The organism is Actinoplanes oblitus (assembly GCF_030252345.1).
GTDB lineage: Bacteria > Actinomycetota > Actinomycetes > Mycobacteriales > Micromonosporaceae > Actinoplanes > Actinoplanes oblitus.
This window is the reverse complement of record NZ_CP126980.1, coordinates 3,863,144-3,887,290: the sequence shown is the minus strand read 5'-3', so window position 1 is coordinate 3,887,290 and position 24,147 is coordinate 3,863,144. Positions and strand designations below refer to the sequence as shown.

25 protein-coding genes are annotated in these 24,147 nt (G+C 69.7%); 11 read left to right on the top strand and 14 right to left on the bottom strand.

From position 1 onward, the window contains the following. Positions 1-17: 17 nt before the first annotated feature. Positions 18-893: a fructosamine kinase family protein gene (locus Actob_RS17450; RefSeq protein ID WP_284921264.1), complete on the bottom strand. Its 876-nt coding sequence runs from the start codon at positions 891-893 to the stop codon at positions 18-20. A gap of 167 nt (positions 894-1,060) precedes the next feature. Between Actob_RS17450 and Actob_RS17445 the strand changes: the two genes are divergently transcribed. The 3 genes from Actob_RS17445 to Actob_RS17435 all read left to right on the top strand — a co-directional run bounded on the left by Actob_RS17445 (position 1,061) and on the right by Actob_RS17435 (position 3,749). Further along, on the top strand, positions 1,061-1,495 hold the full coding sequence (locus tag Actob_RS17445; RefSeq protein WP_284921263.1) for a VOC family protein: 435 nt from the start codon (positions 1,061-1,063) through the stop codon (positions 1,493-1,495). 43 nt (positions 1,496-1,538) lie between these two features. Further along, positions 1,539-2,183, top strand: a complete 645-nt coding sequence (locus Actob_RS17440; protein ID WP_284921262.1) for a dihydrofolate reductase family protein — start codon at positions 1,539-1,541, stop codon at positions 2,181-2,183. 231 nt (positions 2,184-2,414) lie between these two features. Further along, positions 2,415-3,749, top strand: coding sequence for an extracellular catalytic domain type 1 short-chain-length polyhydroxyalkanoate depolymerase (locus Actob_RS17435; protein ID WP_284921261.1), 1,335 nt, complete (start codon positions 2,415-2,417; stop codon positions 3,747-3,749). 139 nt (positions 3,750-3,888) lie between these two features. Here Actob_RS17435 and Actob_RS17430 read toward each other — a convergent pair whose 3' ends face one another. Beyond that, positions 3,889-4,782, bottom strand: a complete 894-nt coding sequence (locus Actob_RS17430) for an ADP-ribosylglycohydrolase family protein (protein WP_284921260.1) — start codon at positions 4,780-4,782, stop codon at positions 3,889-3,891. A 108-nt stretch (positions 4,783-4,890) separates the two neighbouring features. Between Actob_RS17430 and Actob_RS17425 the strand changes: the two genes are divergently transcribed. Beyond that, complete coding sequence (locus Actob_RS17425; RefSeq protein WP_284921259.1) at positions 4,891-6,129, top strand: YncE family protein; 1,239 nt, start codon at positions 4,891-4,893, stop codon at positions 6,127-6,129. Positions 6,130-6,335: 206 nt separating this feature from the next. Here the strand turns inward: Actob_RS17425 and Actob_RS17420 are convergent, their stop codons facing one another. From Actob_RS17420 to Actob_RS17410, 3 genes are all read right to left on the bottom strand, one after another. Continuing rightward, positions 6,336-7,214 carry a hypothetical protein gene (locus tag Actob_RS17420; RefSeq protein ID WP_284921258.1) on the bottom strand — a complete coding sequence of 293 codons (879 nt, stop codon included), beginning with the start codon at positions 7,212-7,214 and terminating at the stop codon, positions 6,336-6,338. After that, a complete protein-coding gene (locus tag Actob_RS17415; RefSeq protein ID WP_284921257.1) occupies positions 7,211-7,576 on the bottom strand; it encodes a PadR family transcriptional regulator in 366 nt (121 codons plus the stop codon). Before Actob_RS17415 ends, Actob_RS17420 begins: the two co-directional genes overlap by 4 nt. A gap of 70 nt (positions 7,577-7,646) precedes the next feature. Continuing rightward, on the bottom strand, positions 7,647-8,450 hold the full coding sequence (locus tag Actob_RS17410; RefSeq protein WP_284921256.1) for an MOSC domain-containing protein: 804 nt from the start codon (positions 8,448-8,450) through the stop codon (positions 7,647-7,649). A 154-nt stretch (positions 8,451-8,604) separates the two neighbouring features. Between Actob_RS17410 and Actob_RS17405 the strand changes: the two genes are divergently transcribed. Then, positions 8,605-8,760 carry a hypothetical protein gene (locus Actob_RS17405; RefSeq protein ID WP_284921255.1) on the top strand — a complete coding sequence of 52 codons (156 nt, stop codon included), beginning with the start codon at positions 8,605-8,607 and terminating at the stop codon, positions 8,758-8,760. A gap of 176 nt (positions 8,761-8,936) precedes the next feature. Beyond that, on the top strand, positions 8,937-9,590 hold the full coding sequence (locus Actob_RS17400; protein ID WP_284921254.1) for a lysophospholipid acyltransferase family protein: 654 nt from the start codon (positions 8,937-8,939) through the stop codon (positions 9,588-9,590). Between the two features lie 75 nt (positions 9,591-9,665). Here Actob_RS17400 and Actob_RS17395 read toward each other — a convergent pair whose 3' ends face one another. The 3 genes from Actob_RS17395 to Actob_RS17385 form a co-directional block, all read right to left on the bottom strand. Continuing rightward, positions 9,666-10,253, bottom strand: a complete 588-nt coding sequence (locus tag Actob_RS17395; protein ID WP_284921253.1) for a hypothetical protein — start codon at positions 10,251-10,253, stop codon at positions 9,666-9,668. Positions 10,254-11,333: 1,080 nt separating this feature from the next. Beyond that, positions 11,334-12,404 (bottom strand): hypothetical protein, encoded by a 1,071-nt coding sequence (locus Actob_RS17390; RefSeq protein WP_284921252.1) that lies wholly within the window; start codon positions 12,402-12,404, stop codon positions 11,334-11,336. Between the two features lie 283 nt (positions 12,405-12,687). Next, positions 12,688-13,224, bottom strand: coding sequence for a hypothetical protein (locus Actob_RS17385; RefSeq protein WP_284921251.1), 537 nt, complete (start codon positions 13,222-13,224; stop codon positions 12,688-12,690). Between the two features lie 56 nt (positions 13,225-13,280). Here Actob_RS17385 and Actob_RS17380 point away from each other — a divergent pair, with 56 nt between their 5' ends. After that, positions 13,281-13,496 carry a tyrosine-type recombinase/integrase gene (locus Actob_RS17380; protein WP_284921250.1) on the top strand — a complete coding sequence of 72 codons (216 nt, stop codon included), beginning with the start codon at positions 13,281-13,283 and terminating at the stop codon, positions 13,494-13,496. A 1,107-nt stretch (positions 13,497-14,603) separates the two neighbouring features. Here the strand turns inward: Actob_RS17380 and Actob_RS17375 are convergent. Next, complete coding sequence (locus tag Actob_RS17375) at positions 14,604-15,164, bottom strand: hypothetical protein (RefSeq protein ID WP_284921249.1); 561 nt, start codon at positions 15,162-15,164, stop codon at positions 14,604-14,606. Between the two features lie 300 nt (positions 15,165-15,464). Here Actob_RS17375 and Actob_RS17370 point away from each other — a divergent pair, with 300 nt between their 5' ends. Together Actob_RS17370 and Actob_RS17365 are read left to right on the top strand one after the other, a co-directional pair. Beyond that, positions 15,465-15,767, top strand: a complete 303-nt coding sequence (locus Actob_RS17370; protein WP_284921248.1) for an SUKH-3 domain-containing protein — start codon at positions 15,465-15,467, stop codon at positions 15,765-15,767. A 122-nt stretch (positions 15,768-15,889) separates the two neighbouring features. Next, positions 15,890-16,672 (top strand): transposase family protein, encoded by a 783-nt coding sequence (locus Actob_RS17365; RefSeq protein WP_284921247.1) that lies wholly within the window; start codon positions 15,890-15,892, stop codon positions 16,670-16,672. A gap of 471 nt (positions 16,673-17,143) precedes the next feature. Here Actob_RS17365 and Actob_RS17360 read toward each other — a convergent pair whose 3' ends face one another. After that, positions 17,144-17,851: a tyrosine-protein phosphatase gene (locus tag Actob_RS17360; protein WP_284921246.1), complete on the bottom strand. Its 708-nt coding sequence runs from the start codon at positions 17,849-17,851 to the stop codon at positions 17,144-17,146. Positions 17,852-18,070: 219 nt separating this feature from the next. Here Actob_RS17360 and Actob_RS17355 point away from each other — a divergent pair, with 219 nt between their 5' ends. Then, entirely contained in the window at positions 18,071-18,544 is a 474-nt protein-coding gene (locus Actob_RS17355) for a GNAT family N-acetyltransferase (protein WP_284921245.1), read from the top strand. Positions 18,545-18,723: 179 nt separating this feature from the next. Here the strand turns inward: Actob_RS17355 and Actob_RS17350 are convergent, their stop codons facing one another. Both Actob_RS17350 and Actob_RS17345 read right to left on the bottom strand, forming a co-directional pair. Further along, positions 18,724-19,320 carry a YdeI/OmpD-associated family protein gene (locus Actob_RS17350; RefSeq protein ID WP_284921244.1) on the bottom strand — a complete coding sequence of 199 codons (597 nt, stop codon included), beginning with the start codon at positions 19,318-19,320 and terminating at the stop codon, positions 18,724-18,726. A 10-nt stretch (positions 19,321-19,330) separates the two neighbouring features. Further along, on the bottom strand, positions 19,331-20,083 hold the full coding sequence (locus Actob_RS17345; RefSeq protein ID WP_284921242.1) for an aminoglycoside adenylyltransferase domain-containing protein: 753 nt from the start codon (positions 20,081-20,083) through the stop codon (positions 19,331-19,333). 161 nt (positions 20,084-20,244) lie between these two features. Between Actob_RS17345 and Actob_RS17340 the strand changes: the two genes are divergently transcribed. Continuing rightward, a complete protein-coding gene (locus tag Actob_RS17340; RefSeq protein WP_284921241.1) occupies positions 20,245-20,724 on the top strand; it encodes a hypothetical protein in 480 nt (159 codons plus the stop codon). Between the two features lie 19 nt (positions 20,725-20,743). Here the strand turns inward: Actob_RS17340 and Actob_RS17335 are convergent, their stop codons facing one another. Together Actob_RS17335 and Actob_RS17330 are read right to left on the bottom strand one after the other, a co-directional pair. Next, positions 20,744-21,316 carry a class I SAM-dependent methyltransferase gene (locus tag Actob_RS17335; RefSeq protein WP_407653707.1) on the bottom strand — a complete coding sequence of 191 codons (573 nt, stop codon included), beginning with the start codon at positions 21,314-21,316 and terminating at the stop codon, positions 20,744-20,746. Positions 21,317-21,359: 43 nt separating this feature from the next. Next, positions 21,360-24,101 (bottom strand): ATP-binding protein, encoded by a 2,742-nt coding sequence (locus Actob_RS17330; RefSeq protein WP_284921239.1) that lies wholly within the window; start codon positions 24,099-24,101, stop codon positions 21,360-21,362. Between the last annotated feature and the right edge of the window lie 46 nt (positions 24,102-24,147).

Below are 24,147 nucleotides of genomic sequence, written 5' to 3'. Positions count from 1 at the left end.
GCGACCCGGCGGCCCGGTCACCGCAGCGGGCGGAACGGGGCGAGCGTGTCCCGGATCAGGCCGGCGGCCCCCCAGTCGTCGTCGAACTGGGCCAGCACCGCGAGATGCTGCCGCAGCTGGAGGATCGGCATCCGGACCGGCCACCCGTCGTCCAGAGAGGTCAGCTCCGCGTAGACCGCGAAGAACCGCCGTGCCTCCGGCGGTGGCGCGGTGGTCCACACGTGAGCCAGGTCGACCTCGGCCCACAGGTACGACACCGCCGGGTCGATCAGCGCCGGCCGCCCGTCCGGGGTGGACAGCACGTTCTGCGTCCACAGGTCACCGTGGGTCAGGCAGGGCGGCCGCTCCGGCAGCAACTCCGGCAGCCGGTCACACAGCCTCTCCAGCGCCGCCCGGTCACCCGCGTCGAGGGCCGCGTCCACCCGGGGTTCGCCCAGCCAGCGCAGCAGACGGCGCTCGGCGAAGAACGCGAAACCGTCGTCCGCCCAGGTGTTGATCTGCCGCCGTCGGCCCAGCCAGTTGTCGCGGTGCCAGCCGAACCGGTGGTGGACGGTGCTCCGGTGCAGGTGGGCGAGCACGTGCGCGAACCGTTCCCAGAACGCCTCGTCGCCGGGCCGCGGCTCCAGCATCGACAGCACGAGCAGGTCCGGCGTGGCCAGGAGCACGTCGGGTGTCGTCACGTCACCGAGCTCGCGCAGCGCGGCCAGCCCCTCGGCCTCGGCGGCGAAGACGTCCTCCGCCGGCGCGTCGGCGAACGCCTTGACGAACACCGGCGGCGCGTCCCGGCGGGTGGCGATGCCCGCGAGCGCCGCGAGCCCACCGGCCGCCGGGGCCACCGAGACGACGTCGTGCAGCCCGGCCCGCCGCACCCGCTCCAGCAGGGGCCCGGTCACGAGGGCAGCCCGGCCGCGCGGAGGCGCGCGCCGATCGCCGCCGGCGGCTCGCGGTCACGCCGATGTCCCGAGTAGTGATCGAGGTCGCCCACAGCCGGAGGCTACCGGGTCCGCGCGGTGGGGGTGGCCCGGGGCGGGCGCCACGGTGATCGTTCTATCGTGGTCGGATGGCGTCGATCAAGCAGGTCCAGATCACCTTCGACTGCGCCGAGCCGGAGCGGGTCGCCCGCTTCTGGTGCGAGGTGCTGGGATACGAGCCACCGGCACCGCCGGAGGGCTTCGCAAGCTGGGACGAGTACAACAACGCGCAGCCGGCGGAGAAGCGCGATCGCTGGTTCTGGTGCACCGACCCCACCGGGGTGGGCCCGCGACTGTTCTTCCAGCGGGTCCCCGAGGGCAAGGTCGTCAAGAACCGGTTGCACCTCGACGTCCGGGCCGGCACCGGACTGGTCGGCGCCGAGCGGCTGGCCGCCCTGGAGGCCGAGCGCGACCGGCTGACCGCCCTCGGCGCGGTCCACCTCTACACCCAGTACGCCGACGGCGAGGAGGAGTCCTGCATCACCATGCAGGACGTCGAGGGCAACGAGTTCTGCCTCGACTGACGAGTTCCACCACCGGCGGCGGCGAGCGCCCTAGAGTGGGGCGATGTCGAAGGTACGGGTGCACAACCTCGCCGTCTCGCTGGACGGGTTCGCCACCGGGGAGGGGCAGACCCTGGAGGCGCCGTTCGGGCACGCGGGGACGCGGCTCATGGAGTGGTTCTTCGAGACCCGCGCGTTCCGGTCGATGATCGGCCGGGACGGCGGGAGCGAGGGTGCCGACAACGCGTACGCCTCGGCGTGGGCGCCCGGCATCGGCGCCGAGATCATGGGGCGCAACAAGTTCGGGCCGCAGCGGGGCGCGTGGCAGGACGAGGAGTGGAAGGGCTGGTGGGGTGACAACCCGCCGTTCCACACGCCGGTCTTCGTGCTGACCCACCACCCGCGCCCGAGCCTGACGATGGACGGCGGCACCACCTTCCACTTCCTGGACGCGACCCCGGCCGAGGCCCTCGCGCGGGCCCGCGACGCGGCCGGCGGTCTGGACGTGCGCATCGGCGGCGGACCCACCACGGTCCGCCAGTTCCTCGACGCGGACCTGGTCGACCACCTGCACGTCGTCCTGGTGCCGATCCTCCTGGGCCGCGGCGTGCGCCTGTGGGACGGCTTGGAGAGCCTCGAGGACCGCTTCACGGTCGAGCCGGTGACCACCCCGAGCGGCGTCACCCACCTGACCTTCGCCCGCCGCTGAGCCCGAAACCAAGGCCATATTTTCGGAACGCATCCCCGAAACTTCCGGAAATGAATCTCCCAGGCGATAATCACATTGCCCCTGGTGAATGCAGCCCCGAAGACTCACGCCAATGCTTGAGTGGCATGAAGAGCAAATATTGAGTGTTGTAACTGCCGGAGCTCACTTGTAATGTTTCGGTCGATCCGGATCAGGCCCGCTCCCCCACATCCCTGTCCTGAGGAACCGTCCATGAGAAAACTCTGGCGTACCCTGCTGGCCGCGGTGGCCGCGGTCCTGGCCGGCCTGGTGGTCACCACCACGCTCCTCCCACCGTCGCCGGCCGCCGCGGCGGCGCTGACCGAGGTCACCGGGTTCGGCACCAACCCGACCGGCATCCGCATGTACCTCTACGTGCCCGACCGGCTGCCCACCAAGCCGGCGGTGCTGGTCGCGGTGCACTACTGCACCGGCTCCGGGCCGGCGTTCTACTCCGGCACCGAGTTCAAGTCGCTGGCCGACCAGTACGGCTTCATCGTCATCTACCCGTCGACGGTGCGTACCGGCAACTGCTGGGACGTCTCCTCGGCCGGCGCGCTGACCCACAACGGCAACAGCGACCCGGTCGGCATCACCTCGATGGTCAAGTACGTGCAGCAGAGGTACGGCACGGACACCGCGCGCACGTTCGTCGCCGGCGCCTCGTCCGGCGCCATGATGACCAACGTGCTGCTCGCCGACTACCCGGACGTGTTCGCCGCCGGCGCCGCGTTCATGGGCGTGCCGGACACCTGCTTCCAGGCGACCGCCGGCAACCCGGCCGACCCGAGCCAGCAGGCCGGGTGGAACAGCGCGTGCGCGAACGGCCAGGTCATCAAGACCCCCGCGCAGTGGGGCGACGCGGTGCGCAACTCCTACCCGGGTTACACCGGGCGGCGGCCGCGCATGCAGCTGTGGCACGGCACCAACGACACCACGCTGCACTACAACAACTTCGGCGAAGAGATCAAGCAGTGGACCAACGTGCTCGGCGTCAGCCAGACGCCGGTCAAGACCGACACGCCGCAGTCCGGCTGGACCCGCACCTGGTACGGCGACTCCTCGGCCCAGCCGCCGGTCCAGGCCATCAGCCTCGCCGGGGTGGGCCACGCGCTGCCGATGGCCGGCCAGGCCAAGATGGCGATCAGCTTCTTCGGGCTGGACGCGGCCCCGGTCCCGCCGTCCACGCCGCCGTCGTCCGCCCCGCCGTCGTCCGTTCCGCCGTCATCCGCCCCGCCGTCGTCGCAGCCGCCGGTCCCGAGTGGTTGCACCGCGTCGATCTCGCTGAACTCGTGGACCGGCGGCTACGTCGCCACCGTCACGGTCACGGCCGGCGCGTCGGCGATCAACGGCTGGACGGTCGGCACCACCCTGCCGTCCGGTTCCGCCATCACCAACTCGTGGAGCGCCACCGGTAGTGGCACGTCGGGGGCGGTGAGCTTCACCAACGTGAACTACAACGGATCCCTCGCGGCCGGCGGCAAGACCCAGTTCGGGTTCCAGGGCACCGGCACCGGCCCGACCAGCGCCAGCTGCGTGGCGCGCTGACGGAGAGGCGAGCGGTCCGGCCACAGCGGACGACTGGCGAACGACGCACAGGCACGGGTGACCGATAGCGCCCGTGCCTGTCGCGCCGTTCACGAAGGCGTACCGAAATCGGGTGTCGAACGTCCGCGGAACGCGGCGATCAGAGCCGGTCGACCCAGGCCGGCAACGGCTCGCAAGCGGCCAGCCAGTCCGCCGGCACACCGGCCAGCCCGCGGCGCCCGCCGATGATGCCGCCCACTATCGCGCAGGTCGTGTCGATGTCGCCGCCGGGCAGCGCGGTCGCCCACAGCGCCTCGGTCAGGTCGTCGAGGCGCGTGGCGGCGCACCAGATCGCGTACGGCACGGTGTCGACCGCGGAGATCTGCATCCCGCAGCCGAGCATCCCGGCCACGTGCCGCGGGTCGGCGGTCGCCGCCAGCTTGGTGGCGCGCCGCAGCCGCGATCCGACCTCGGTGTCCGGCACCCGGCCGGCGACCGCCTCGATCAGCTCGCCGCCCGGAACACCCCGGACGCTCAGCGCCGCCGCCACCGCCACCGCCACGGCACCGGCCACCGCCTCCGGGTGGGCGTGGGTGACCGCCGCCGACCTCGCCGCCTCGGTCACCACCAGGTCCAGGTCATCGGCGAACCAGGCGCCGAGCGGCGCCACGCGCATCGCCGCGCCGTTGCCCCACGAACCCATCCCGTCGAACTTGCGCCGGGTCACCTCCGGCCACGCCTCGCCCTGCCCGATGGCGATCAGCACGTCGTGCATCGACGAGCCGTAGGACCGGTACGGATCGGCGGCGTAGGACTCGGCGAACGCGACCGCCAGGGCATCCTGCTCGACCCGCCGGTGTTCGCTCAGCACCCGCAGCAGCGACAGCGCCATCGCGGTGTCGTCGGTCCACGGCCACGGCCCGTCCTTGAGCCGCCGCTCCTGGACCGCGGTCGTGACCTGATCGGCGGGACGGAAGAACCACGTCTCGCCGAACGCGTCGCCCAGCGCGAGCCCGCGCAGAGCCATTACCGCCGCAGCCGTCCGGTCCGCCATCCGCCGATGATCGCACGGCTGACCTTGTGATCTGTGCCACTGCTGCATACCATCCAGGGGCGTCAATAAGAACACTCGAGAGTTTCAAACTTGCTGGGAGAGGCTCACATGCGCGCTACCCACCGCTTACTGGGCGCCGCCGCCGCGGTCGTCCTGGCCGCCACCACAGTCACCGCCCTCGCCGCCCCCGCCTCCGCCGCCGCGCTGCGCGAGGTCATGTTCGTCGGCAACAACTGGGAGGGCACCGCCGACGTCATCGACTCCACCGGCGACTTCGCCAAGATCGGCCGGATCAACGTGGTGCCGGACAAGAGTCAGCGGCTGGCCGAGATCTACCTCAACCCGATCAAGCTGATCTACTTCCTGGGCATCCGCAACGGGCCGGGTGAGGGCCACGACCAGCTCGTCGACGACCTGTACTCCACCCCGGACGGCACCGCGCTGGTGGCGTCGCGGCCCAGCTTCGCCGACGTGGTCTCGATCGACCTGGCCACCGGCAAGCTCAAGTGGCGGTTCCCGGTCTCCGGGTACCGTGCCGACCACATGGCCGTCTCCCCGGACGGCACCAAGCTCGCCGTCTCCGCGTCCACCTCGAACACCGTGCACGTGCTGGACATCAACACCGGCGCGCAGCTCGGCTCGTTCGCCACCGGCGACAAGCCGCACGAGAACGTCTTCACCAACGGCGGCCGCTACATCTGGAACATGTCGATCGGCAACGTGGAGACCGATCTGGACAGCCCGCTGCTCGACTGGACCAAGGGCGACCGGCACATCACCGTCGTCGACACCACCACCTTCCAGACCGTGAAGACCATCGACATGCGGTCGCGGCTGAACGCCTTCGGTCGCAGCGACCTGTCCAACGCGGTCCGGCCCGGGGTGTTCACGCCGGACTTCGGGAAGCTGTACTTCCAGGTGTCGTTCTTCAACGGCCTCGTCGAGTACGACGTCGCCACCGACAAGATCACCCGGGTGAAGACGCTGCCGAAGAACTCGGCGACCAGCGACGACCGCACCACGTACGTCAACGACTCGCGGCACCATGGCCTGTCGATGAGCCCGGACGGCAGCAGGCTCTGCGTGGCCGGCACGATGGACGACTACGCCACCATCGTCGACCGCGGCACGCTGCAGGAGGGCACGCTGGTGCCGGCGGCCAAGCCGTACTGGGCCACGGTCAGTGGTGACGGCCGCGCCTGCGTCATCTCGGAGAGCGGCGCCGACCAGGTCACCGCCATCGACTTCGCGACCGGGCGGAAGGTCACCTCGGTCGCCGTCGGTGACCACCCGCAGCGGGTCCGGCTCGCGCACGTGCCGGCCGGCTGGACCGGCGTCACCGGTTGACCCTCGGCTGGTCGTCACGGTGGTCTCCGGGCTCGGCAGACCACCGTGACAACCAGCCGGTCAACCCCGGGCTGGTCGTCACGGTGGTCTCCGGGCCCCCCACACCACCGTGACAACCAGCCGGTCAACCCGGGGCTGGTCGTCACGGTGGTCTCCGGGGCCTCCACACCACCGTGACGACCAGCCCTCGGCCTGGCGGGCGGCCTTCAGACGCGGGCGAGGCGCCGGCGGGTCAGCACGACCGCGCAGATCACCAGCGCGACCCCGACCGCCAGGAACGGCAGCGTCTGCCCGACCACGTCCCCGCCCACCATCAGCTCGTGCAGCGTGGTGAGCGCGAAGGTCGGCGCCGCCGCGATCAGCAGTCGCTGGTCGGCCGTCGCGAACCACAGGAAGACCCCGGCGGCCACCACGGCGGCGGCCACCGCGAGCGCCCGCGACGCCGGGTCCACCATCCGCAGCCCGCCCAGCGGCACCAGGTGCAGCGCCACCACCCCTGCCGTGACCAGCACCGCGTTGCCGCGCTCCACCAGCGGGACGTCACGCGGCCGCCACTGGCCCGCGATGACCAGCGGCGTCGCCACGACCGGCGCCCACCACTGCGGCATGCCGTTCAGGTACAGGTACTGCGACACCGCGGTCGGCACCCCGATCGCCGCGACGACCAGTCCGATCGCGATCCGCTGCCGGCCCAGGACCAGCGCCACCAGAGCCGCGAGAGACAGGATCAGATTCGGACCGAGATCTTTGAGTACGGCGATGGGCGCGTCCAGCCCGCCGTACTGAAAAGCCTCCACCGTATCGTCGGCGGCGATCAGTACGCCCAGGGCGAGCACCGCCAGGGCGGCCAACTGCACACCCTGCCAGAGCAGGTGGACCGCCGGCCGGTTCGCCGCGCTGCCGGCGCGCACCCGCAGGCCGCCGCGGACCAGCGCGATCGCCTGCCGCGGCTCCGGCCAGCGCCGGCCGCCGGCCTCGTCGGTGACCAGCACGTCGAGCAGTTCGTCGGCGCGCTCCCGCCGGTAGTCGGCCGGGTAGGACCGCAGCAGCGCCCGGTATCGGCGCTCCAGGATGTCGACACTCATGCGGGTGAAGTCCTCCAGGTCGGTCGGTTGGTGGTCGCCTGCGGCAGCCGCTCGTGCACGACGCGCGCTGCCTGGGCGAGCCGGTCCGCTTCCTGGGCGAGCAGCTGCTGGCCGGTCTCGGTCAGCCGGTAGTAGCGCCGCGCTCGCCCGTTGACGATCTCCTCGCCGTCCGCGATGACGTAGCCCTCGCCGAGCAGCCGGTCGAGCACCGAGTACAGCGAGCCGGCGGCGAGCTTGACCTGCCCGGCGGACAACTCTTCGACCCGCTTGACCACGGCGTACCCGTGCAGCCGCCCGTCGAGCAGGGCGGCGAGGACGAAGTACGACGGTTCCCGGAGGGAGACGCGCGAGGATGATCGCATGGCGGTCGAATATACAAGTAGCGTGTATATGGATCAAGCATGGGTATCGGCGCCGTAGTCGGCGGTGTGGCTAGATCGGCTGGACCGGATCGCCCACGCTGATCGTGCCCGGGCCGACCGGGACGACGCGCACGCCGAACCACACGTTCCCGTCCCACCGCCGATGCTTGGCCAGGGTGCGGATCGGCTCCTTGGCGGTCCGCCCGGTCGCCGGGTCCAGCGTCGTCACCGCGCACCTGTCGCAGGTCTCGGCGAACCGGAACCGCACCTCGCCGACCCGCACCTCACTCCAGCCGTCCTCGGCGAACGCGGCCATCTCCCCGTCCACCACCAGGTTCGGCCGGAACCGGGTCATCGGCACCGGGCCGCCACCGCCGTTCTCCGCGATCCACGCGTCCAGCTGCCGCAGCGACGGCATCGTGGTGAGCAGCAACGGGGCCGCGTCCGCGAAGCTCAGCACGTCGCCGGGCCGGCCACCGTGCCGCTCCGACATCGGACGGCGGGCCGGCTCGTCCAGCCAGACCAGCCGCACGTCGAGGCCGAGCACCGCACTGAGCCAGGCGTCCGCCGCGTCACCGGCGGCCACCGCGTACCCGACCCCGCGCAGTCCCACCTCGACCCGCTCACCGCCGATCGGCTCGTCCAGCAGCAGCTCCGGATGCCCCGGTGCGCTCAGCCGGACGCCGCCGCCGGCCTGCACCGCGGAGACGGCGGCAAGCTGCCGGAACTCGCCGGCCCACAACTTCTCCCCGGACCGGTCGACCACCATCCAGCGCCGGTCCCCGCCGATCCCCCACCGGTCCACCCGGGCCTCGCGCAGGCGCTCCCCACCCAGGGATTTGACCGGATAACGCCACAGGTCCGAGACGATCACGCCAGGCACAGTAGCAGCTCCTAGGTATACCTAGGAGCCCTCGAACGCCCGCCTAAACCGCGCTGACCTGCGAAGATAGGTAAGCGTTCCGGATGCCCGGGAGCCCTGACCGATCGACGATTGACTCATCGCACGACGACAAGGGAGACCCACCATGATGTACCCGGAGACGATGCTGGTCCTGGCCAACGACCGCCGCCGCCAGCTGATCGCGGAAGCCGACCAGGAGCGCCTGCTCGCCGGCGCCCGGCTCAGCCGCCTCGCCCGCCGCGCCCGCAAGAGCTCCGCGGTCCGCGGCCAACCCGCCTGACCGAGATCCGCGGGCCGCGCCCGGCACGCTCCACCCGCGGCCCGCGGATTTCCGGTACGCCCGTCAGCTCGCCCAACTCACCGCCGTGCCCGGCCGGCCCGAGCAGAGCAAAGCCACCACCGCGCATCAGCCCGAACCACCCGAACCGGCTGTCTGTCCGGGTGAGAGACTGAGTCATGGAGCGCGACCGTTCTGCCGTTGAGACCAGCACCGTGAGCCGGATCCCGCCTGTCTATCGAGCGGTCATGGCAGCGGTGGGGCCGATCGTCCGCTGGTGGGGGCGTCTCGAAGTGGTGGGCTTGCACCACCTTCCGGCGCGCGGCGCGACGATCGTCCCGGCCAACCACGACAGCGCCTGGGACCCCCTGGTCATTGCCTTCGCCGCCCGCCGCCGCCGGCAGATCCAGGCTCTCGCCAAAGCCTCGCTCTGGAAGAATCCGCTGGTTCGCCGGGTGTTGGACGGGATGGGGCAGATCCCGGTCCGACGCGGCCAGGGCGACACTGACGCGCTGGATACCGCGGTGCAGTGCCTTTCCGCCGGCGGCTGCCTCGGGATCTTCCCGGAAGGCACCCGCTCACAGGGTCGCCAGCTGCGTGCCCGCAGCGGTGCCGGACGCCTCGCTCAGGCCGTCCCGCAGGCCCGCATCGTCTGCGCGGCGGTCTCCGGCACCGTGGACATCGCCCGCTTCCCGCGACGCCCCCGGCTGCGGGTGACGTTCTTCGAGCCCACCCCGTCGCCGCCGTCGGAGTCCGCGCTGGACCTGGCCGCGCGGCTGACCGCCGAACTCCGCGTCGTCGCACCGGTGCCGGCGGCGCAACGACGCCAGTAGCCGTGGTCGAACCGCGGTTGCCCGCTCATGGCTGGCCGTCTCCGCCAAATGGAAGCCTGATGTCGTACACATTCTTCATACAGCCGTCTGGTTCAGAGCGAATTCTTCCGGTGCATGCCGATACTGGACCAGGGCGGCCCGGAGATCTCGTAGTCCCGGCCTAATCATGCCGACCTCGATGCGGAACATCGCAACGCCGCGCTTGTACCAGACCCTTGGTAAGTAGGGGCTGGGCAGCACAGCCTTGACGGCGTGCAGATCTGCCGGGATCACCTCGAGAACTGCAAAGATCCACCGTCGGCGTACCCGGGCCGCCGTGATGCTCGACCACGGTACGAACACCGGGTCGCCACGCTGCGCCAACTCGATGCCGAGACTGGAGACCCGGATCCATGTCGGGCGCCTACGCTGCCGTAGGGCCCCAACGCCGAAACCGACCGCCATTCCCACCAGCGGGGGCGGTAGAAAGTCGTGGATGCCCCAGCCCACAGGATGACCGAGCAGCGTAGAGGCGAGCATCATTGACAGCGCCCACGCGACTATCATCACGGGCACAAGGATGAACAGCGCCCGCAGTACCGAGTGCCGGAACAGCATCGCATCCGATATCGGGGCGGTCACGTCTCCGGGACCCAACGATCTGTACGGCATCATCTTGATCATGATAGAGATGCAGCGGGACGCTGTGACCTGGCCTTCCGGTCGGCAAGTTGCCTGGCATCGGATCAGCGGTGGGGGCTGCCCACCGGAGCGGCGTACTCTTCTGCCGCGGTCCGCTTACTCCAGCAAGCACGGCTGGCGGGGCATCGCTCAGTGTCCATCGCGCGATGAGCGGCCCTGGCGCCGGTGGACAAGCTGGCATGGCCCACAACTGAGGCGCCCGGATAGCGCCTACACCGTCCGCTGAAATTGAACCCCCACACTTCTCGAGTTGAGGCCGCTGCCGCCGATGGGGGTACCCATGACGTCTGCCGTTTCGTCTCGCCCGAACGCTGGGTGGTTCCTTCCGGAGATGGGCGTTTCTGCCCTGTGGTGGATCGCCGCTTGGGCAGGGTGCTATGTCTACGTCGCGTCGACGGCGGATCCGGCGCCCCCATGCGACGGTTCGGGATGCTTCAACTCGCGCGACTGGGCGGTGGCCGGAGTCATCCTTTACGGCGCGCCGCTGGCATCGGCAGGCGTCGGGCTCAGCGCTGCGCTCATCGCAGTCGTCGGGGCCACCGCCAATCGGCTTCGGTGGCCGACGGGCGTGGTTGGTACCGCCGTCACTTGGACAGCCTGGTTGGTGCTTGCCGGAGCGATCGCACTCCAGGTCGCGCACCGCGCCCTGCGCTGACGCAACAGCCTGAACGGCGGCTCGCCTTCACATTCGGACCTGCCGCTACGGGCCGGTGGCCGTAGACCAATAAGGTGCCGAGCAGCAGTCACCGTGGGAGAGAACCACACGAAGATGCACCACTGCCCGCCCCCGTGAACAGGGTAGGCGTCTCGCATTCCGGAAGGACCGGACCATCGGGGTCGAAGCAGCCTGCCGCATCAAGCGGAACACCCGCGCGTGGTGGTGGAGCGTGCGGTGTCGGGAGGCCGGGGCGGCGGCTCCGGCTCGGTAGAAAGTGCGGAGCCGCATCCGCCCGGCCAACCGCGGACAAGCGTTCACTTGAGTGCCGAGTTGTTGTGCTTCGGCCATGTTGCCGGACTGGCCAGGTACTCGTTGATCTGGTTTGCCGAGGGCTTTGGCCCGCGTCAGCCGTGGTCTTCCCAACCCTCCGCGCAGAACCGGGCTTCGCTGATCACGGCATCTCCGGCACGGGTGGCCCGTACCCACATGCCGAGCCCATCCGGTCCAAGGTCTCCGTTGCAACCGGCGAGCAGACCTATCTCGTCGCGCTCCGCGCGCTGGCATAGCACATCGTCGATGACAGAAACTTTCTTGCCGATCAACTCGGTGCCCGCGTAGCTGACTTGTGGACCGGTTCGCCCGTGCACGGTCACCGCCGTGAGGCGAGGAATCCCGTGTTCGCCCCAGTAGTGCGCGGTCACCCCGGCCTCGTCGAATCGTTCCGCGTTGACAGACCACAGTCCGGGCTTGTTGAGAAAGGGCCAGGGGAAGTGTCCGTGTCGTGCCGCCGGCGCTTCGCCGCCCAGAGCATCCGCTACCTGCAAGGGGTTCATCCCGAACTGGAGCGGCCCGATACGCTCCAACGGCGTCCAGTCCCACCGTGGACGATCCGCGTCGGGCTTTACCGGCCACGCCCCAGGGTTCGACTCCAACTCTCGGACATCGCACCACTGGATGACCGGCTCCGACAGATACGGTGCCTCCGCCAATTCTGCGCAGACCAGCAGGGCATCCGTGATCATCGTGTCCTTGCGCTCGGAGAACCCGGCGGCCGACAGGCCCCTCCCCGGCCGGGCTCCCATGGAAAGCCCCCATGCCGCCACCTCGGGATCGCCGCTCCAGTTCACCCGGACCGCGACATTATCCTCAGATGCAAGGCGGTGGATGTCAGCGCGCACACCGGACGGCGTCCTGGCGATCAGCTCGACGTCCCGCAACCGGATCAGGGGCCCGTCCATCGCATCGATCGCCACCGCTACCAAGTGCCCGCGTTGATAGATTGCGGTCACGCCCAGGTCGCTGTACCGCTGCAAGTCCTCCTCGCCTTTCGCACCCTGATACGACCCCAGCAGACCCTCACCGAGGACCGCCTCGACCTGGCCAGAAGTCATCCCGAACCGCAATGGGCCCACGGCCACCAGCGGATCGAGCACCCACTGTGCCCGGTCTTCGGGCTTCCTCTTCCACCAGCGCATTTCTGCCCCCAGCCAGGTTCATCCACATCCGGCACGAGCCGGTGATCTTGCGGAGCACCTTAGGCACACCCCCCGACAAAAAATGTCGTCGAGATGAATCAAGCGCACCAAGCACGTGGGGATGCTCCGAGCAGGGGTCAGGCGGTCGGCCAGCGCACTCTCGTGCCGCCGCGAGCGTGATGGCCGTGGAAAGACGATGCGGTGCCGAGCAGAGGCCATCACGGGAGAGAACCGCACGAAGGTGCGCCGCTGCCCGCCACCTGAACAGGGTAGGCGCCTCGTATCACGGACGGCTCGGGACTATCAGGGCCAGCGCCGGCCCGGTCGAACCGAGCAGTATGACTACCTCAACAGCATTCCAGCCCAACCCGACCACATACGACCTACGGCTCTTGGCGGCCGCAATCGCCGCGTACCTCGGCCGGTACCGCGGTAAATCACGGATGCACACCGACTCCGACCTCAAGGTCTTCCTGCGCTGGTCGGCTGACCAGCCACTGGACCCGCTGCAAGCAACACGAGCCACCTGCAATTCGAGGCGATGATCACCGCCGCCAGACTGTCGGCCAACATCAAGGACTTCGCACTGGACGCCATGCTGGGCTTGCTCGGGCTGCGGATCTTCGAAGCCTGCGGCGCCAATATCGCCGACCTCGGTGAGGAACACGGACACCGGATACTCAAAGTCCGCGGCAAAGGTGGCAAGGTCGTTCTCGTCCCGCTGCCTCCAGCCGTAGCCCGAGCAATTGACCGCGCCGTCGAAGGGCGTGACGACGGCCCGATTCTGCGCAACGCCCGCGGCGCCCGGATAGACCGGCATGCAGCGGCCCGGCGGCTCCGGCACCTGGCCGAGACGCAGACCTGCGGATCCCGAAGATGCACCCGCACATGCTGCGGCACACCTTCGTCACCACCATGCTCGACGCCGGCGTCAGCCTCCGCGACGTCCAGATCGCCGCCCGCCACCCCGACCCACGCACCACCGCCCGCCACGCCGACCCACGCACCGCCATCCGCTACGACCGCGCCCGCAAGAACCTCGACCGCCACCCCAACTACATCCTCGCCGCCTTCATGGCCTCCGGAACGTAGCCAATCTCAACAGACGACCATGCCGACGAGAGTGCGTCTGGAATCCAGCAAAGGACCCGATTAGTCATTGGATGACCCGGCGCGCCGGCCAGTGACTTACCCCTCAGCCGCTAGTTGCAGGTCGAAGACGAATGTATCGCCTGACTTGGCCTCGGGAACCCGCCAAATCGACCAGTGCAATTCGGTCAAGTCGGAAGAAGACTCGATGGTCCCTCTTCCGCCTCGCTCGCTAACTGATATGCGGAATTTCGCCGGGGCCACGAACTTGAACGTGAGCGCGGCCACTGAATTGTCGACGACGCCTGGGTCATGTCGCATTCTCCAGGTTAGCACGTCCCAGCCGGACTCCCGCAGTGGATTCCACAGTTTCGGCGAGCAGTAATCGACAATCCAATGGCACGGCCTGTCGACTGCGGGCCGGAACAAAGCCACCACCCGAATCCAGCGATCTTTCCGGATTGGCAGAATCTCAATATTAGTAGATCTAGGCGAAAGCATTCCACCGGAGAAGCTCATGCTTTCGAAGCTCGGAGGGCTTCGGTCGTCCGGAATTATGGGGTGAAAAGTCCGGTACCGGAGCGGCTTTGTCGGGGTTGTTACGACCTCATATCGAACTTTGTCACCGGCGCCAGAGTCCCCGATTCGAAGGGTAAGGTAAATTTCTTCCGAACACGAAGCGTCGCCGAAATCTAAAACGTAGTTCAAGCCATCACGAAGTCTGCCCCTCTCGTGTAGTGCCTCAATGAGCCCAGCGGCGATTCGCCGGCGGGCGAAATTCAACATCAGCAGAGTCAGCGATATGGCGAAGATGAGTCCAAGTGCAAATCGTCCCAATCCACTCACTACGAGCTGAGCGACGCCAGATGACAGGGCAAGCGCAACAGACAGAAATAGCCAAGCAGTGCTGAGGGGTTTGCGGTCTATCTTCATGCCCCTCCAAGCAAGCGAGATCACCAAGGGTCAAGATTTAGCCTTGCTATCTATCGCGACCCGCGCAAGTTATGCGCCCAAAAGTTGTCAATAGCGTCGCCATCCGGCCAGGGAGGTGGTTGACTCTCATGCCGCGATCCGCGCGCGGGCCGCCGCTGGCGATGCTGAAGCTTCCCGTTATCGCAGTCGCATGTACGTATTCCAAGCCACCAGTTGCTGGCTTGGGTGCTCCTTGACCCACTCTCTGGCCGCCGAGCCGATTCGGGTGGATCGAGCAAGCTTGCCGTCCGACTGAACGAGATGTACCGCAGTCACGGCATGGAGCGCCGCCCATGCCACCTTGGCCAACTCGACGAATCCGGCTCGGACCGGGTTCGGCTCGTCGTCGGGGAACCAGAGGTAGGCGAGCCTGCCAGCGCGGATGAAGGCATTCGGTGTTTCGGGGTCTACACTCGGCCCCGCCCACGAACCGCCGACCATGTCAGTCGGTAGGTACTGCAGTCGAGGGCCCATCGGAGTTCCGTCTTCCGTAAGCCAGAGGAACGCCTGAGTGCCCTCGATGAGCGCTTCGCTGAGAGAACGATGCATGATCACCGAACCTTCCAGTTCGGGAGTGTCCGTCGTCCAGCAGGCAATCCCACGGATATGCGGGCCCAGCACCTCGTCGAACGCTTGCACATCGGCAGGAAGCATGAAGGTGGAAGTTTGCCGCGATTGACGACCGCGCTCGTAGGCCATACGGCCAGTCTTCATCTGCCCCCTATGCAGGTGCGCAACCGGGGCCACCTTGCACACTCTTTTGCCGCAGAGCAATCGCGCTCGGTCGGGCCTGTCCGTGTTCGACGCCCCGATCGGAACTCGATGAAGTCTCGCTTGGGGGGTGCAGCGGTCCGATTCGTGGTGACGGTGGCGGTGGCGGTGGCGGTGGCGGTGGGGCGATGTTGACTGGTAAGCCGACACAATTTAAAATTGACAAAGATAATATCGCTGGGACTAGCGTGAAGTCTGCCACGAAGAAGGACAAGCAAAGCAGCCGATATGCGGACTTTAGACCGATTTCCTCCTGATCTCGCCGAAGCGCTCGGCGCATCAGGATGGACGGCCAATCGCCAGATTGACGTTCAGCCCTTGGTTGCCGCACTAGAACTCGAAGGCCACCAGGTTCACTCGCTGGCGCGAGAAGTATTCGCTACCTTATCCGGTCTGTCGTTGGAGCCAGTCGGAGGAATAGGCCCGAACTTTTTCAATGATGAGCCCTTCAACATCGATCCAATTCTGGCCGGCTCGGGCCAACTCAAGACGGTAAAAGATGTCGAGTCGATCCTGCGCGGAAAATACTGAGCTTTTTCCAAGCTGATCTTGCAGCTCATGGCAGGTATAGCAGGGCCGGTGATCGATGGGTGCGAGGCTCCAGGTAGGACAGCTGTCGACCAAGACTCGAAGCCCCGACCGGGAGCCTCGCCATGCTGTCCTACCCTGCCACGATCACGTTGTCCAGCCGGACCCTGAACCACCTCGCCGAACGCATCCGCACCCACCGCCAGCAGCGCAGATCGCGATGGCGGCGACTGAACCCCGGCCGTCAGGCCCTGCTCACCCTGGCCCACCTTCGCAACGGCGACACCTACACCCGCCTCGCCGCCGGCTTCGAGATCGGCATCGCCACCGCCTGGCGCTACGTCCAGGAGGCGATCGCCCTGCTTAGCGCAGCCGCCGACGACCTCGCCAGCGCGATGCGGCGTATCCAGCAGCTGGCGTACGCGATCCTGGACGGCACACTGATCTCGATCGACCGGGTCGCCGACCAGAAGCCGTACTACTCCGGCAAGCACAAGCGGCACGGCGTCAACGCGCAGGTCATCGCCGACGCAGCCGGGCGTCTCGTGTGGGCCTCGCCGGCGCTGCCAGGCTCGACCCACGACCTGACCGCCGCCCGCACCCACGGCATCATCGACGCGCTCACCAGCGCCGACGTAATGACCTTCGCCGACAAGGGCTACCAGGGCGCCCGCGGCAGCGTGCGCACCCCGTTCAAGCAGCGGCGCTTCCGGCCGAAGCTGTCACGCCGGCAGAAGGCGGTCAACCGGGCGCACGCGAAGATCCGCGCCCGCGGCGAACGCGCGATCGCAACCCTCAAGACCTGGAAGATCCTGTCCAAGCTGCGCTGCTGCCCGCGCCGCGCGACCGCGATCGTGCAGGCCATCCTCGTCCTGCATCACGTCGAAGCCAACCGCTACGCAGGATGAAAAGGGCTCACTGTCCACTCGGCGAATGGCTTAGCTATTCGAGCGTATACCTGGAAGCTGAAGGACGGGTCGTTGCCGCCGGAATTGGCGGATGGTTATGGGATATGGGTTCAAACTTCGAGAGTGCCTTGCGACTTGCGATATTCGCAGATCGGCGCTTGGAGTGCGTGTACTCTCCGCCTGGAGTGGAGCCGTGGCCGCCGCCAATAACGCGGTGATGGTGGCGGCCTGGTAGGCGGTCCCGACATGAGCGTGAAGAGCATCGGGGACGTACTTATTTGCCGCTAATGCGCGGCTCCGGCGGCTCGCGCATGGGCGAGTGTTGGTCTTCGAGTCGGCTGCCAAGGGCAGCGGTCTGGCGACGGACACGGTCCATCGTCGAACGCTTCGACCTGGCCGCCCGCCGCACCGGCCCGTCCACCCATGTCGCTGCTCGGCGAGCCGACCACGGGCTTGGGTGCCACGGCCGTATCAGGTCATCAAGCGGGCATGCAGGGCGACGAGGTCGGCCTCGGGCAGACCATTTTCCAGGAGATAGTCGGGCATCGTCAGCGACCCGATGGTCGAGGTCAGTGATGCCGCGATGGTGGTGTCGTGGCTCGCAAGGCGTTCCTTTACGGCGGTGAGTTGGTCACCGAAACCAAGTTCGGCGTACCGCTGCTTCATCCGCTCGAAGGTCAGCAGGTAGTCGGCGATGATCTCCTCGGGTGTCGCCGCAGCCAACGTCAGCAGCACCAGAGCGATCAACCCGGTACGGTCCTTGCCGCCGGCGCAGTGGAACACCACGCATCCCGGGTCGGCGGTGGCGATCGCCCGGGTGACGGCGACTACCAACTCGGGATGCTCGGCCAGCATCGCCGGGTAGTAAAGCGGTGAGGCCAGGTTGTCGATCTTCTGCCAGTGCTCGTAGAACGGTGTATCCAGCGGATCCAGCGGGACCCGCACGGTGGTGATACCCGGCGGTCTCGGCGCGACGTCCGGCTGGCACTCGTCGGCATGGCGCAAATCGACCACGGTCCGGACCCCATGCGCCCAAGCCGTCGCCCACCCAGACTCGCTCAACCGGGTCGGCGCTTCCATACGGACCACCGCGCCGGGTCGCACTTGTCCGAGACCGCCCAGATCACGAACATTGACGCACCCGTCCCACGCAAGCTCCCGACTACCAGCCACATCCATTGCGTGAATCTTTCCGACCGACAGCGGGCAACGCCATCCGGATTTGCCGCTGATCGTGCGCGCCGATTCGATTAGCTGCCGTCACGCTGCGGTCTCGGCCGTTGGGGTTGGCGGCCGACTCAACGCGCCCCACCGGCACCCGCATCTAGTGCCGTGACCGGCACCGTTCACCGGGTTAACCGTTGGATGGAGTTCCTGACTGCCTTGTAGGTTCCCGGCGTGAGTGACGACGGCAAGACTCAGATTCGATTCGCGGCGGAGGCGGATGCAGGCGTGATCGCCCGCATCCACGTGGCTTCTCGGTCGGTGACTATGCCCTATCTGCCGCCGCAGAAGCGCAATCACGAGCAGGTGACCCGATGGGTTCGGGACGTCTTGCTCAAGCAATGTCGCACCTGGGTCGCAGTGCGTGATGCGGAGATCACCGGCTATGCCGCCCTCAACGGCGACGTGCTCGAACACCTCTATCTGCGCCCCGACGTCCGTCGGCAGGGCATCGGCACGCTACTTCTCAACGAGGTCAGGCGGCACAGCCCGGGCGGGGTGTCTCTGCACGTCTTTCAGCGGAACACCGACGCCCGCGCGTTCTATGAGTGCCACGGTTTCGCCGTTCTCGACACCAGCGACGGTGATCGCAACATGGAAAACCTGCCGGACTTGACCCTTCGCTGGACACCCGTCCACGCTCGGTGAACCGTGCCGCCCGTACGAGCCGCAGACAATGACCGGTCTCGGTTACGACCCGTTGGCGCGGGGGCGTCCGCCCCAGCGGACGCCGCGGATCCCGTCCGTGGGCGCGGAAGCGGGTAGGGCCGCCCCTGGAGCAGACCGGAAGGCGAACGACAAGCTCAACGCGGGCCGGCCCGAACCGGTCACTGCGGCCTCGCCCTCTGCGGGTGGAACGTCTCCTGCCGCGCCAGCATCGCGACGAACTCGCCGATCTTCCGCTCGCGCGTCTCGGCGCGCTTGACCGCGTTGAGCCGGTAGATCAGCGCGAACCGGTTCGCCTTGGTGAGCACGTCGAACATCGCCTGCGCGGCCGGGTCGGTGGCGATCGCGGCCACCAGGTCGGCGGGCACCTCCGCCTCCGAGGGCGGGGCGTAGGCGGCCGCCCACCGCCCGTCCGCTTTCGCCGCCTCCACCGCGGCGCGACCGGCGGGCATCATCCGGCCCTGCTCCTCCAGCCGGGCGACGTTCGCCACGTTGCGCCGGGACCAGGCGCTGCGCGCACGGCGCGGCGTGAACCGGATCCACGAGGAACCCTCGTCCCGCTTGCGCGCCTGCCCGTCGATCCACCCGAAACACAACGCCTCGTCCACCGCCTGCTGCCAGGTCAGCGTGGTCACCGTGCCACCCTTTTTGGTCAGGGCGAGCCACACCCCCGGCGAGGTGTCGTGGTGCTCCAGCAACCAGGCCCGCAGCGCCTCGGCGTCCGCGACGATCAGCTCGGCCAGCTCAGGGTTCCCCATGGGAGGCACGCTAGCGGCACCCCCCGACAATTCCGGGTTCGCCGAGGACGGTGTCGAGCAGATCGGCCAGACCCGGCTGGCTGACGACGGTGGACGGGTCGTACGCGTACTGTCGAAGCGCCTGCCGCACCACGGTCAGCGACGGGTCCCGCCGCAGTGCCCACGCCGCGGCCTCGGGTTTCGAGCAGTGCACCCGCTCCACGGCGAACCGCCAGACGCGGCAGGTGGTGAGCACCATGAACGCCGCGTGCGCGACGTCGTCGGTCAGTGACCGCCAGACCGTCAGCCAGTGCCGGCCCCGATCGACGACCCACTCGGCCGGCACCGGCGCGATCACCTCGGCGGGCGGCGCACCGGCCAGCGCCCGTCCCCCGGCCCGCGCCATGGACAGCTCGGTGACCAGGTCGGGCGAGGCCGCCACCCGCCGCTCGATCGCCACCTCGGACGGCGACGATCGGTGCCGGCCGAGATAGAGCTCCAGCGCCGGCGCCCGGGAAGCCGTGCCCGCGGTCTCGGCGGTCACCACGTGCAGGTCGATCCCGGCCGCCGCGCCGGCGTCGGCCCGTCGCACGACATCGGTCAGCTCCGCCGCCCGCGCGTCGGTCAGCACGCCGTCGACGACGACCAGCAGATCGAGGTCGCTGCGCCCGGGCTGGAACCCGCCCGCGGCCAGCGACCCGTGCAGGATCACCGACCGGGTCGCCGCCCCGGTCACGTCCACGACGGCGCCGGCGATCACGTGGGCGGCCGCCAGAGTTGCCATCGTCCCGTTCTACCAGAGCGCCACCTACCGGCCCGAACCGTCCGGAAAGCTCGCGGTCCGCTTCCCCCGCGGACCGTCGATTTGCGGTACGCCCACCGCCCACCGGAGTGGGTAGCTCGCCGGGACCGGTGACTGTGGCGCCCACCGTTCACCATCGGGTCATGGCGTCTCAGGATCCGGGTCCGGTGTTGTCCGAGCACCGCGGCATGGTCGCCGCACCGATCGGCCGGGTGCGCGACCTCGTCCTCACGGTGCCGACCGGCGAGTTCAGCGGCGCCGAGGTGCCGCTGGTCATCGGCGACCAGGGCGATCGCCCGGTGGTGGTCACCGGCGGGCCCGGGGCGTTCCGCGCGACCGTCGCCGGCGTTCCGATGACGATCGAGGTCGATCGGGACGCCGGCTGGGTGCAGGCCCGCGGCGAGTGGTGGTGGTGCGGCCGGTTCAGCGTGGCGGAGGACGGCTCCGGCCACACCGTCGTGTGCCGGCAGACCTTCAACTGCGCCGCCGGGCCGGTCGGCCGGCTGGTGCCGTTCACCATCGGGCGTGGACACCGGCGGGCCGGTGCGCGGGCCCTGCGCCGGCTGCTCGACGACCTCGGCCGGCGCCTGGACTGCGAGACCTGGCTGCTGCCGGACCGCTGAGCTGCCCGGTGCTGACCGCTCAGCCGGCGTCCAGGACCGCGGCGATCGCGGCGTACGGCCGGTTGGTCCCCTCGGCCCGCCGGTGCTCGCGGTCGATCTCGGTGAAGCCCAGGCGCGCCAGCCGCCCGGAGAACTCGTCGGCCGGCCAGCGGTAGGCCGTCACGACCTTGTGGTCGAACTCCTCGACCGCGTCGCCGGTGAAGATCCCAGTGACCAGGGTGCCGCCCGGCGCCATCACCCGGCGGATCTCGGCGAGCAGCACGTCGAGCTCCGGCGCCGGCACGTGGATCAGCGAGAACCAGGCCAGTACGCCGGCGACCGACCCGGACTCGGCGTCCAGGCCGGCCATCGACCCCAGCCGGTACCTGCCGTCCGGGTACGCCGTCCGCGAGTAGGCGATGAACGGGGGCACCATGTCGATCCCGGTCGCGTCGACGCCCCGCGACCGCAGGTAGTCGGTGAGGTGGCCGGGCCCGCACCCCAGATCCAGCACCTCGCCGTCCGGGATGGTCAGGTGCCGCCCGATGAAGGCCAGGTCGGCGGCGTCCACCTGCCGGGTGGTGCCCAGCAGTTCGATGTAGAGGCCGGCCATCCCGGCGTACGCGTCGCGGACCTGTTCGTCATGCACCGCGCGACTATACGAGACCGGCCAGGTGAAGCGTCCGCTGCCGCTGGTAGGGGCAGCCGGCGGCCTCGAACGCGGCCGCGGTGGCGAGGACGGCTTTCCCGTCGTCGTCGAGCAGCGCGGCGGCGCGGTCGAGGAGCGCGCCGGCGATCGGGTTTCCGGCGACCAGCGGACGGGTCTCGGTCAGCAGGTCGGCGGCCTTGGGGTGGCCGGCCAGCACGGCGGCCTCCACGCGCAGGGCGACGTGCCAGTGCATCAGGATGCCGGTACGCCAGGCGCCCGGGACGGCCAGCCGCTCCCCGGCCCGCGCCGGCTCGCCGTGATGCAGCAGGGCGATGGCCTCGAAGACGGGGTGGTAGCCGGCGCGGTCCTCGGCGGTGACGCCCAGCTGGTCGAGGACGGCCAGCCACTCGTCCCGGGCGGGCCGGTCGCCGCGCAGGTCGTGGACCATCGCGACGGCGGCGGCGGCCGGGCCGAGGTGGCGGGCCGGTGGGCGGCCCGCGCGGATCCAGCCGTCGAGGAATCGGCCGCTCTCCGCGAGCACGTCGGTGGCGTGGCCGGCGAGCGCGTCGGCCATCAGGATCCGGGCGGTCGCGACGTGTCCGGCCTCGGCCAGCAGCGGCAGGTCGCGCAGGCGGCGGCCCCAGCTCCGGGCCGCCACCAGGTCGCCGGTGCCGATGCTGGTCACGGTCGCGATGAACAGCGCGTCGATCAGCTCGTCGGCGATGTCCGGGGTGAGGTTGCCGCCGCCCGGGGCCGCTCCGGCGGGCCCGCCGGAGCGGCCCGCCGCGATCTCCAGCAGCTCGACGCGGCGGCGGGCGGTCGCCGCGGCGGCGAACTCGTCGCCGGCCCGGCGGTGCGCGCCGGTCAGGGCGAACAGGGCGGCGCCCTCGGCCAGCGGATCGCCGAGCCGGCGGGCCAGTTCCACGGCACGTCCGGCGAGGGTGAGCATCCGCGACGCGGCCTCCTCGGCCTGCTCGGCGAAGAACGCGTAGCCCGCGGCGGCGCAGTCGGCGAGAGCGACAGCGGTCTGCGCCGCGAGGTCGTCGCCGGCCAGCTCACGCGCCCGGGCGAGCAGGGCCATCGGCTCCGCACGCGGCGGACGACGGGTGAAGGCACCGGCTTTCCGGTAGTAGGTGGTGGTCGCGGCGGCCAGGTCCCGCGCGGCGGCGGTGTCGCCGGCGGCGTCCGCGGCGGCCCGCCACAGCCGGTACGCGTCGTCGCCGCGCATCCGGCACGCGGCCACGGCTGCGGCATGCCGCAGGGCGGGGGCGGGATCGCCGGCGAGCGCGGCCGCCTGCTCGTACCGCTGCTGGGACTCGCCGATCAGGTTGCGGTCGAAGGCCAGGCCGCCGAGCAGCAGGGCCAGCCGGTACGCGTCGGCACGCCGGTCCGGCCGGTCGGCGGCCCAGCTCAGGGCCGCCCGGAGGTCGTCGGCGACCGCGTCGAACCGGGCTCGCCAGCCCTCCTGCCCGGAGTCCGCGAGTTCCCCGGCGGCGGTCAGGCACCAGCGCAGGTGGCGGGCCGGCGCCTCGTCCTGCTCGCCGGCCGCGGCCAGCTGCTCGGCCCCGTACTGCCGGATGGTCTCCAGGACCCGGTAGCGGGTGCCGCCGGCCGACGCGGTCACGCCGAGCAGGCTCTGGTCGGCGAGCCGGGCGAGGCCGTCGGCGAGGTGGCCGGGCGCCAGCGGGTCGAACCCGGCGACGGCCGCGGCGGCCGGCGCGGTGAACGGCGCGACGAACACCGCGACCCGGCGCAGCAGGGCCAGGTCGTCGCCGCTGAGCAGCGCCTGGCTCCAGTCCAGCATGGCCCGTACCGAGCGGTGCCGGTCGTCGGCCCGGTATCCACCGACGAGCAGCCGCAGGTGGTCGCCGAGGCCGGCGACCAATCCGTCGAGGCCCAGTGTGGGCAGGCGCGCGGCGGCCAGCTCGATGGCCAGCGCCACGCCGTCCAGTTTCCGGCACAGGTCGGCGACCTGGTCGACCTGCGCGTCCTCGATCGTCGCGCCCACCGCGGCGGCCCGGTTCCGGAACAACGCGACAGCGTCCGACTCGCCGTCCAGGGACAGCGGCGGCACCGGGTAGACCCACTCGAACGGCACCATCAGCCGGGCCCGGCTGGTGGCCAGCACGCTCACCTGCGGGCAGCGGGCCAGCAGCCGCTCGACGAACGGCGCCACCCCGTCGGCCAGGTGCTCGCAGTTGTCCAGCACCAGCAGGGCGCGGTGGCCGGCGAGGGCGGCCGGCACCGCGTCGTCGAAGCCGCCGCCCTGCTGCTCGCCGAGGCCGAGCGCGGCCGCCACCGCCGCCGTCACCATGCCCGGGTCGGTGACCGGCACCAGGTCGACGAACCACACCCCGTCCGGAAAGGCGCCGGCCAGGTCGGCGGCGACGGCCAGCACCAGCCGGGTCTTGCCCACACCGCCGGGGCCGACGGCGGTCACCTGGCGATGCGCGGTCACGGCGTCGCGCAACGCCTCGCGTTCCCGGGCGCGGCCGACGAACGGGCTTAGCGGCGCCGGCAGGGTGACCGGTGCCGGCGCCGGCCGGGCGAGCCGGGCGGCGAGACCGGCCAGCGCCCGCCGGTCGGGCGCGTCGAGCTTGCGCAGCAGCGACGACACGTGGGTCTCCACGGTGCGCACCGAGATGAACAGCTCAGCGGCGATCTCGGCGTTGCTGCGGTGCTCCCCGAGCCGGGCCAGGATCTCGGCCTCGCGTGGTGAGATCCCCGGCGGTGCTGGTTGCTTCGACACGCGTGCATTGTGCCGTGCGCCTCGGTGCTTCCTCTCCGGGGTGCTC

Excerpts from the sequence above, each read along its gene's own strand:
- Actob_RS17420 (WP_284921258.1), bottom strand. The coding sequence starts at position 7,214 with ATGAGTGTCGACATCCTGGAGCGCCGATACCGGGCGCTGCTGCGGTCC.
- Actob_RS17365 (WP_284921247.1), top strand. The coding sequence starts at position 15,890 with ATGCTGTCCTACCCTGCCACGATCACGTTGTCCAGCCGGACCCTGAAC.
- Actob_RS17350 (WP_284921244.1), bottom strand. The coding sequence starts at position 19,320 with ATGGGGAACCCTGAGCTGGCCGAGCTGATCGTCGCGGACGCCGAGGCG.
- Actob_RS17340 (WP_284921241.1), top strand. The coding sequence starts at position 20,245 with ATGGCGTCTCAGGATCCGGGTCCGGTGTTGTCCGAGCACCGCGGCATG.
- Actob_RS17425 (WP_284921259.1), top strand. The coding sequence starts at position 4,891 with ATGCGCGCTACCCACCGCTTACTGGGCGCCGCCGCCGCGGTCGTCCTG.
- Actob_RS17395 (WP_284921253.1), bottom strand. The coding sequence starts at position 10,253 with ATGATCAAGATGATGCCGTACAGATCGTTGGGTCCCGGAGACGTGACC.
- Actob_RS17390 (WP_284921252.1), bottom strand. The coding sequence starts at position 12,404 with ATGCGCTGGTGGAAGAGGAAGCCCGAAGACCGGGCACAGTGGGTGCTC.
- Actob_RS17335 (WP_407653707.1), bottom strand. The coding sequence starts at position 21,316 with ATGGCCGGCCTCTACATCGAACTGCTGGGCACCACCCGGCAGGTGGAC.
- Actob_RS17435 (WP_284921261.1), top strand. The coding sequence starts at position 2,415 with ATGAGAAAACTCTGGCGTACCCTGCTGGCCGCGGTGGCCGCGGTCCTG.
- Actob_RS17405 (WP_284921255.1), top strand. The coding sequence starts at position 8,605 with ATGATGTACCCGGAGACGATGCTGGTCCTGGCCAACGACCGCCGCCGC.
- Actob_RS17370 (WP_284921248.1), top strand. The coding sequence starts at position 15,465 with ATGCGGACTTTAGACCGATTTCCTCCTGATCTCGCCGAAGCGCTCGGC.
- Actob_RS17430 (WP_284921260.1), bottom strand. The coding sequence starts at position 4,782 with ATGGCGGACCGGACGGCTGCGGCGGTAATGGCTCTGCGCGGGCTCGCG.
- Actob_RS17415 (WP_284921257.1), bottom strand. The coding sequence starts at position 7,576 with ATGCGATCATCCTCGCGCGTCTCCCTCCGGGAACCGTCGTACTTCGTC.
- Actob_RS17400 (WP_284921254.1), top strand. The coding sequence starts at position 8,937 with ATGGAGCGCGACCGTTCTGCCGTTGAGACCAGCACCGTGAGCCGGATC.
- Actob_RS17345 (WP_284921242.1), bottom strand. The coding sequence starts at position 20,083 with ATGGCAACTCTGGCGGCCGCCCACGTGATCGCCGGCGCCGTCGTGGAC.
- Actob_RS17360 (WP_284921246.1), bottom strand. The coding sequence starts at position 17,851 with ATGGATGTGGCTGGTAGTCGGGAGCTTGCGTGGGACGGGTGCGTCAAT.
- Actob_RS17440 (WP_284921262.1), top strand. The coding sequence starts at position 1,539 with ATGTCGAAGGTACGGGTGCACAACCTCGCCGTCTCGCTGGACGGGTTC.
- Actob_RS17380 (WP_284921250.1), top strand. The coding sequence starts at position 13,281 with ATGCACCCGCACATGCTGCGGCACACCTTCGTCACCACCATGCTCGAC.
- Actob_RS17445 (WP_284921263.1), top strand. The coding sequence starts at position 1,061 with ATGGCGTCGATCAAGCAGGTCCAGATCACCTTCGACTGCGCCGAGCCG.
- Actob_RS17385 (WP_284921251.1), bottom strand. The coding sequence starts at position 13,224 with ATGCCGGTCTATCCGGGCGCCGCGGGCGTTGCGCAGAATCGGGCCGTC.
- Actob_RS17375 (WP_284921249.1), bottom strand. The coding sequence starts at position 15,164 with ATGGCCTACGAGCGCGGTCGTCAATCGCGGCAAACTTCCACCTTCATG.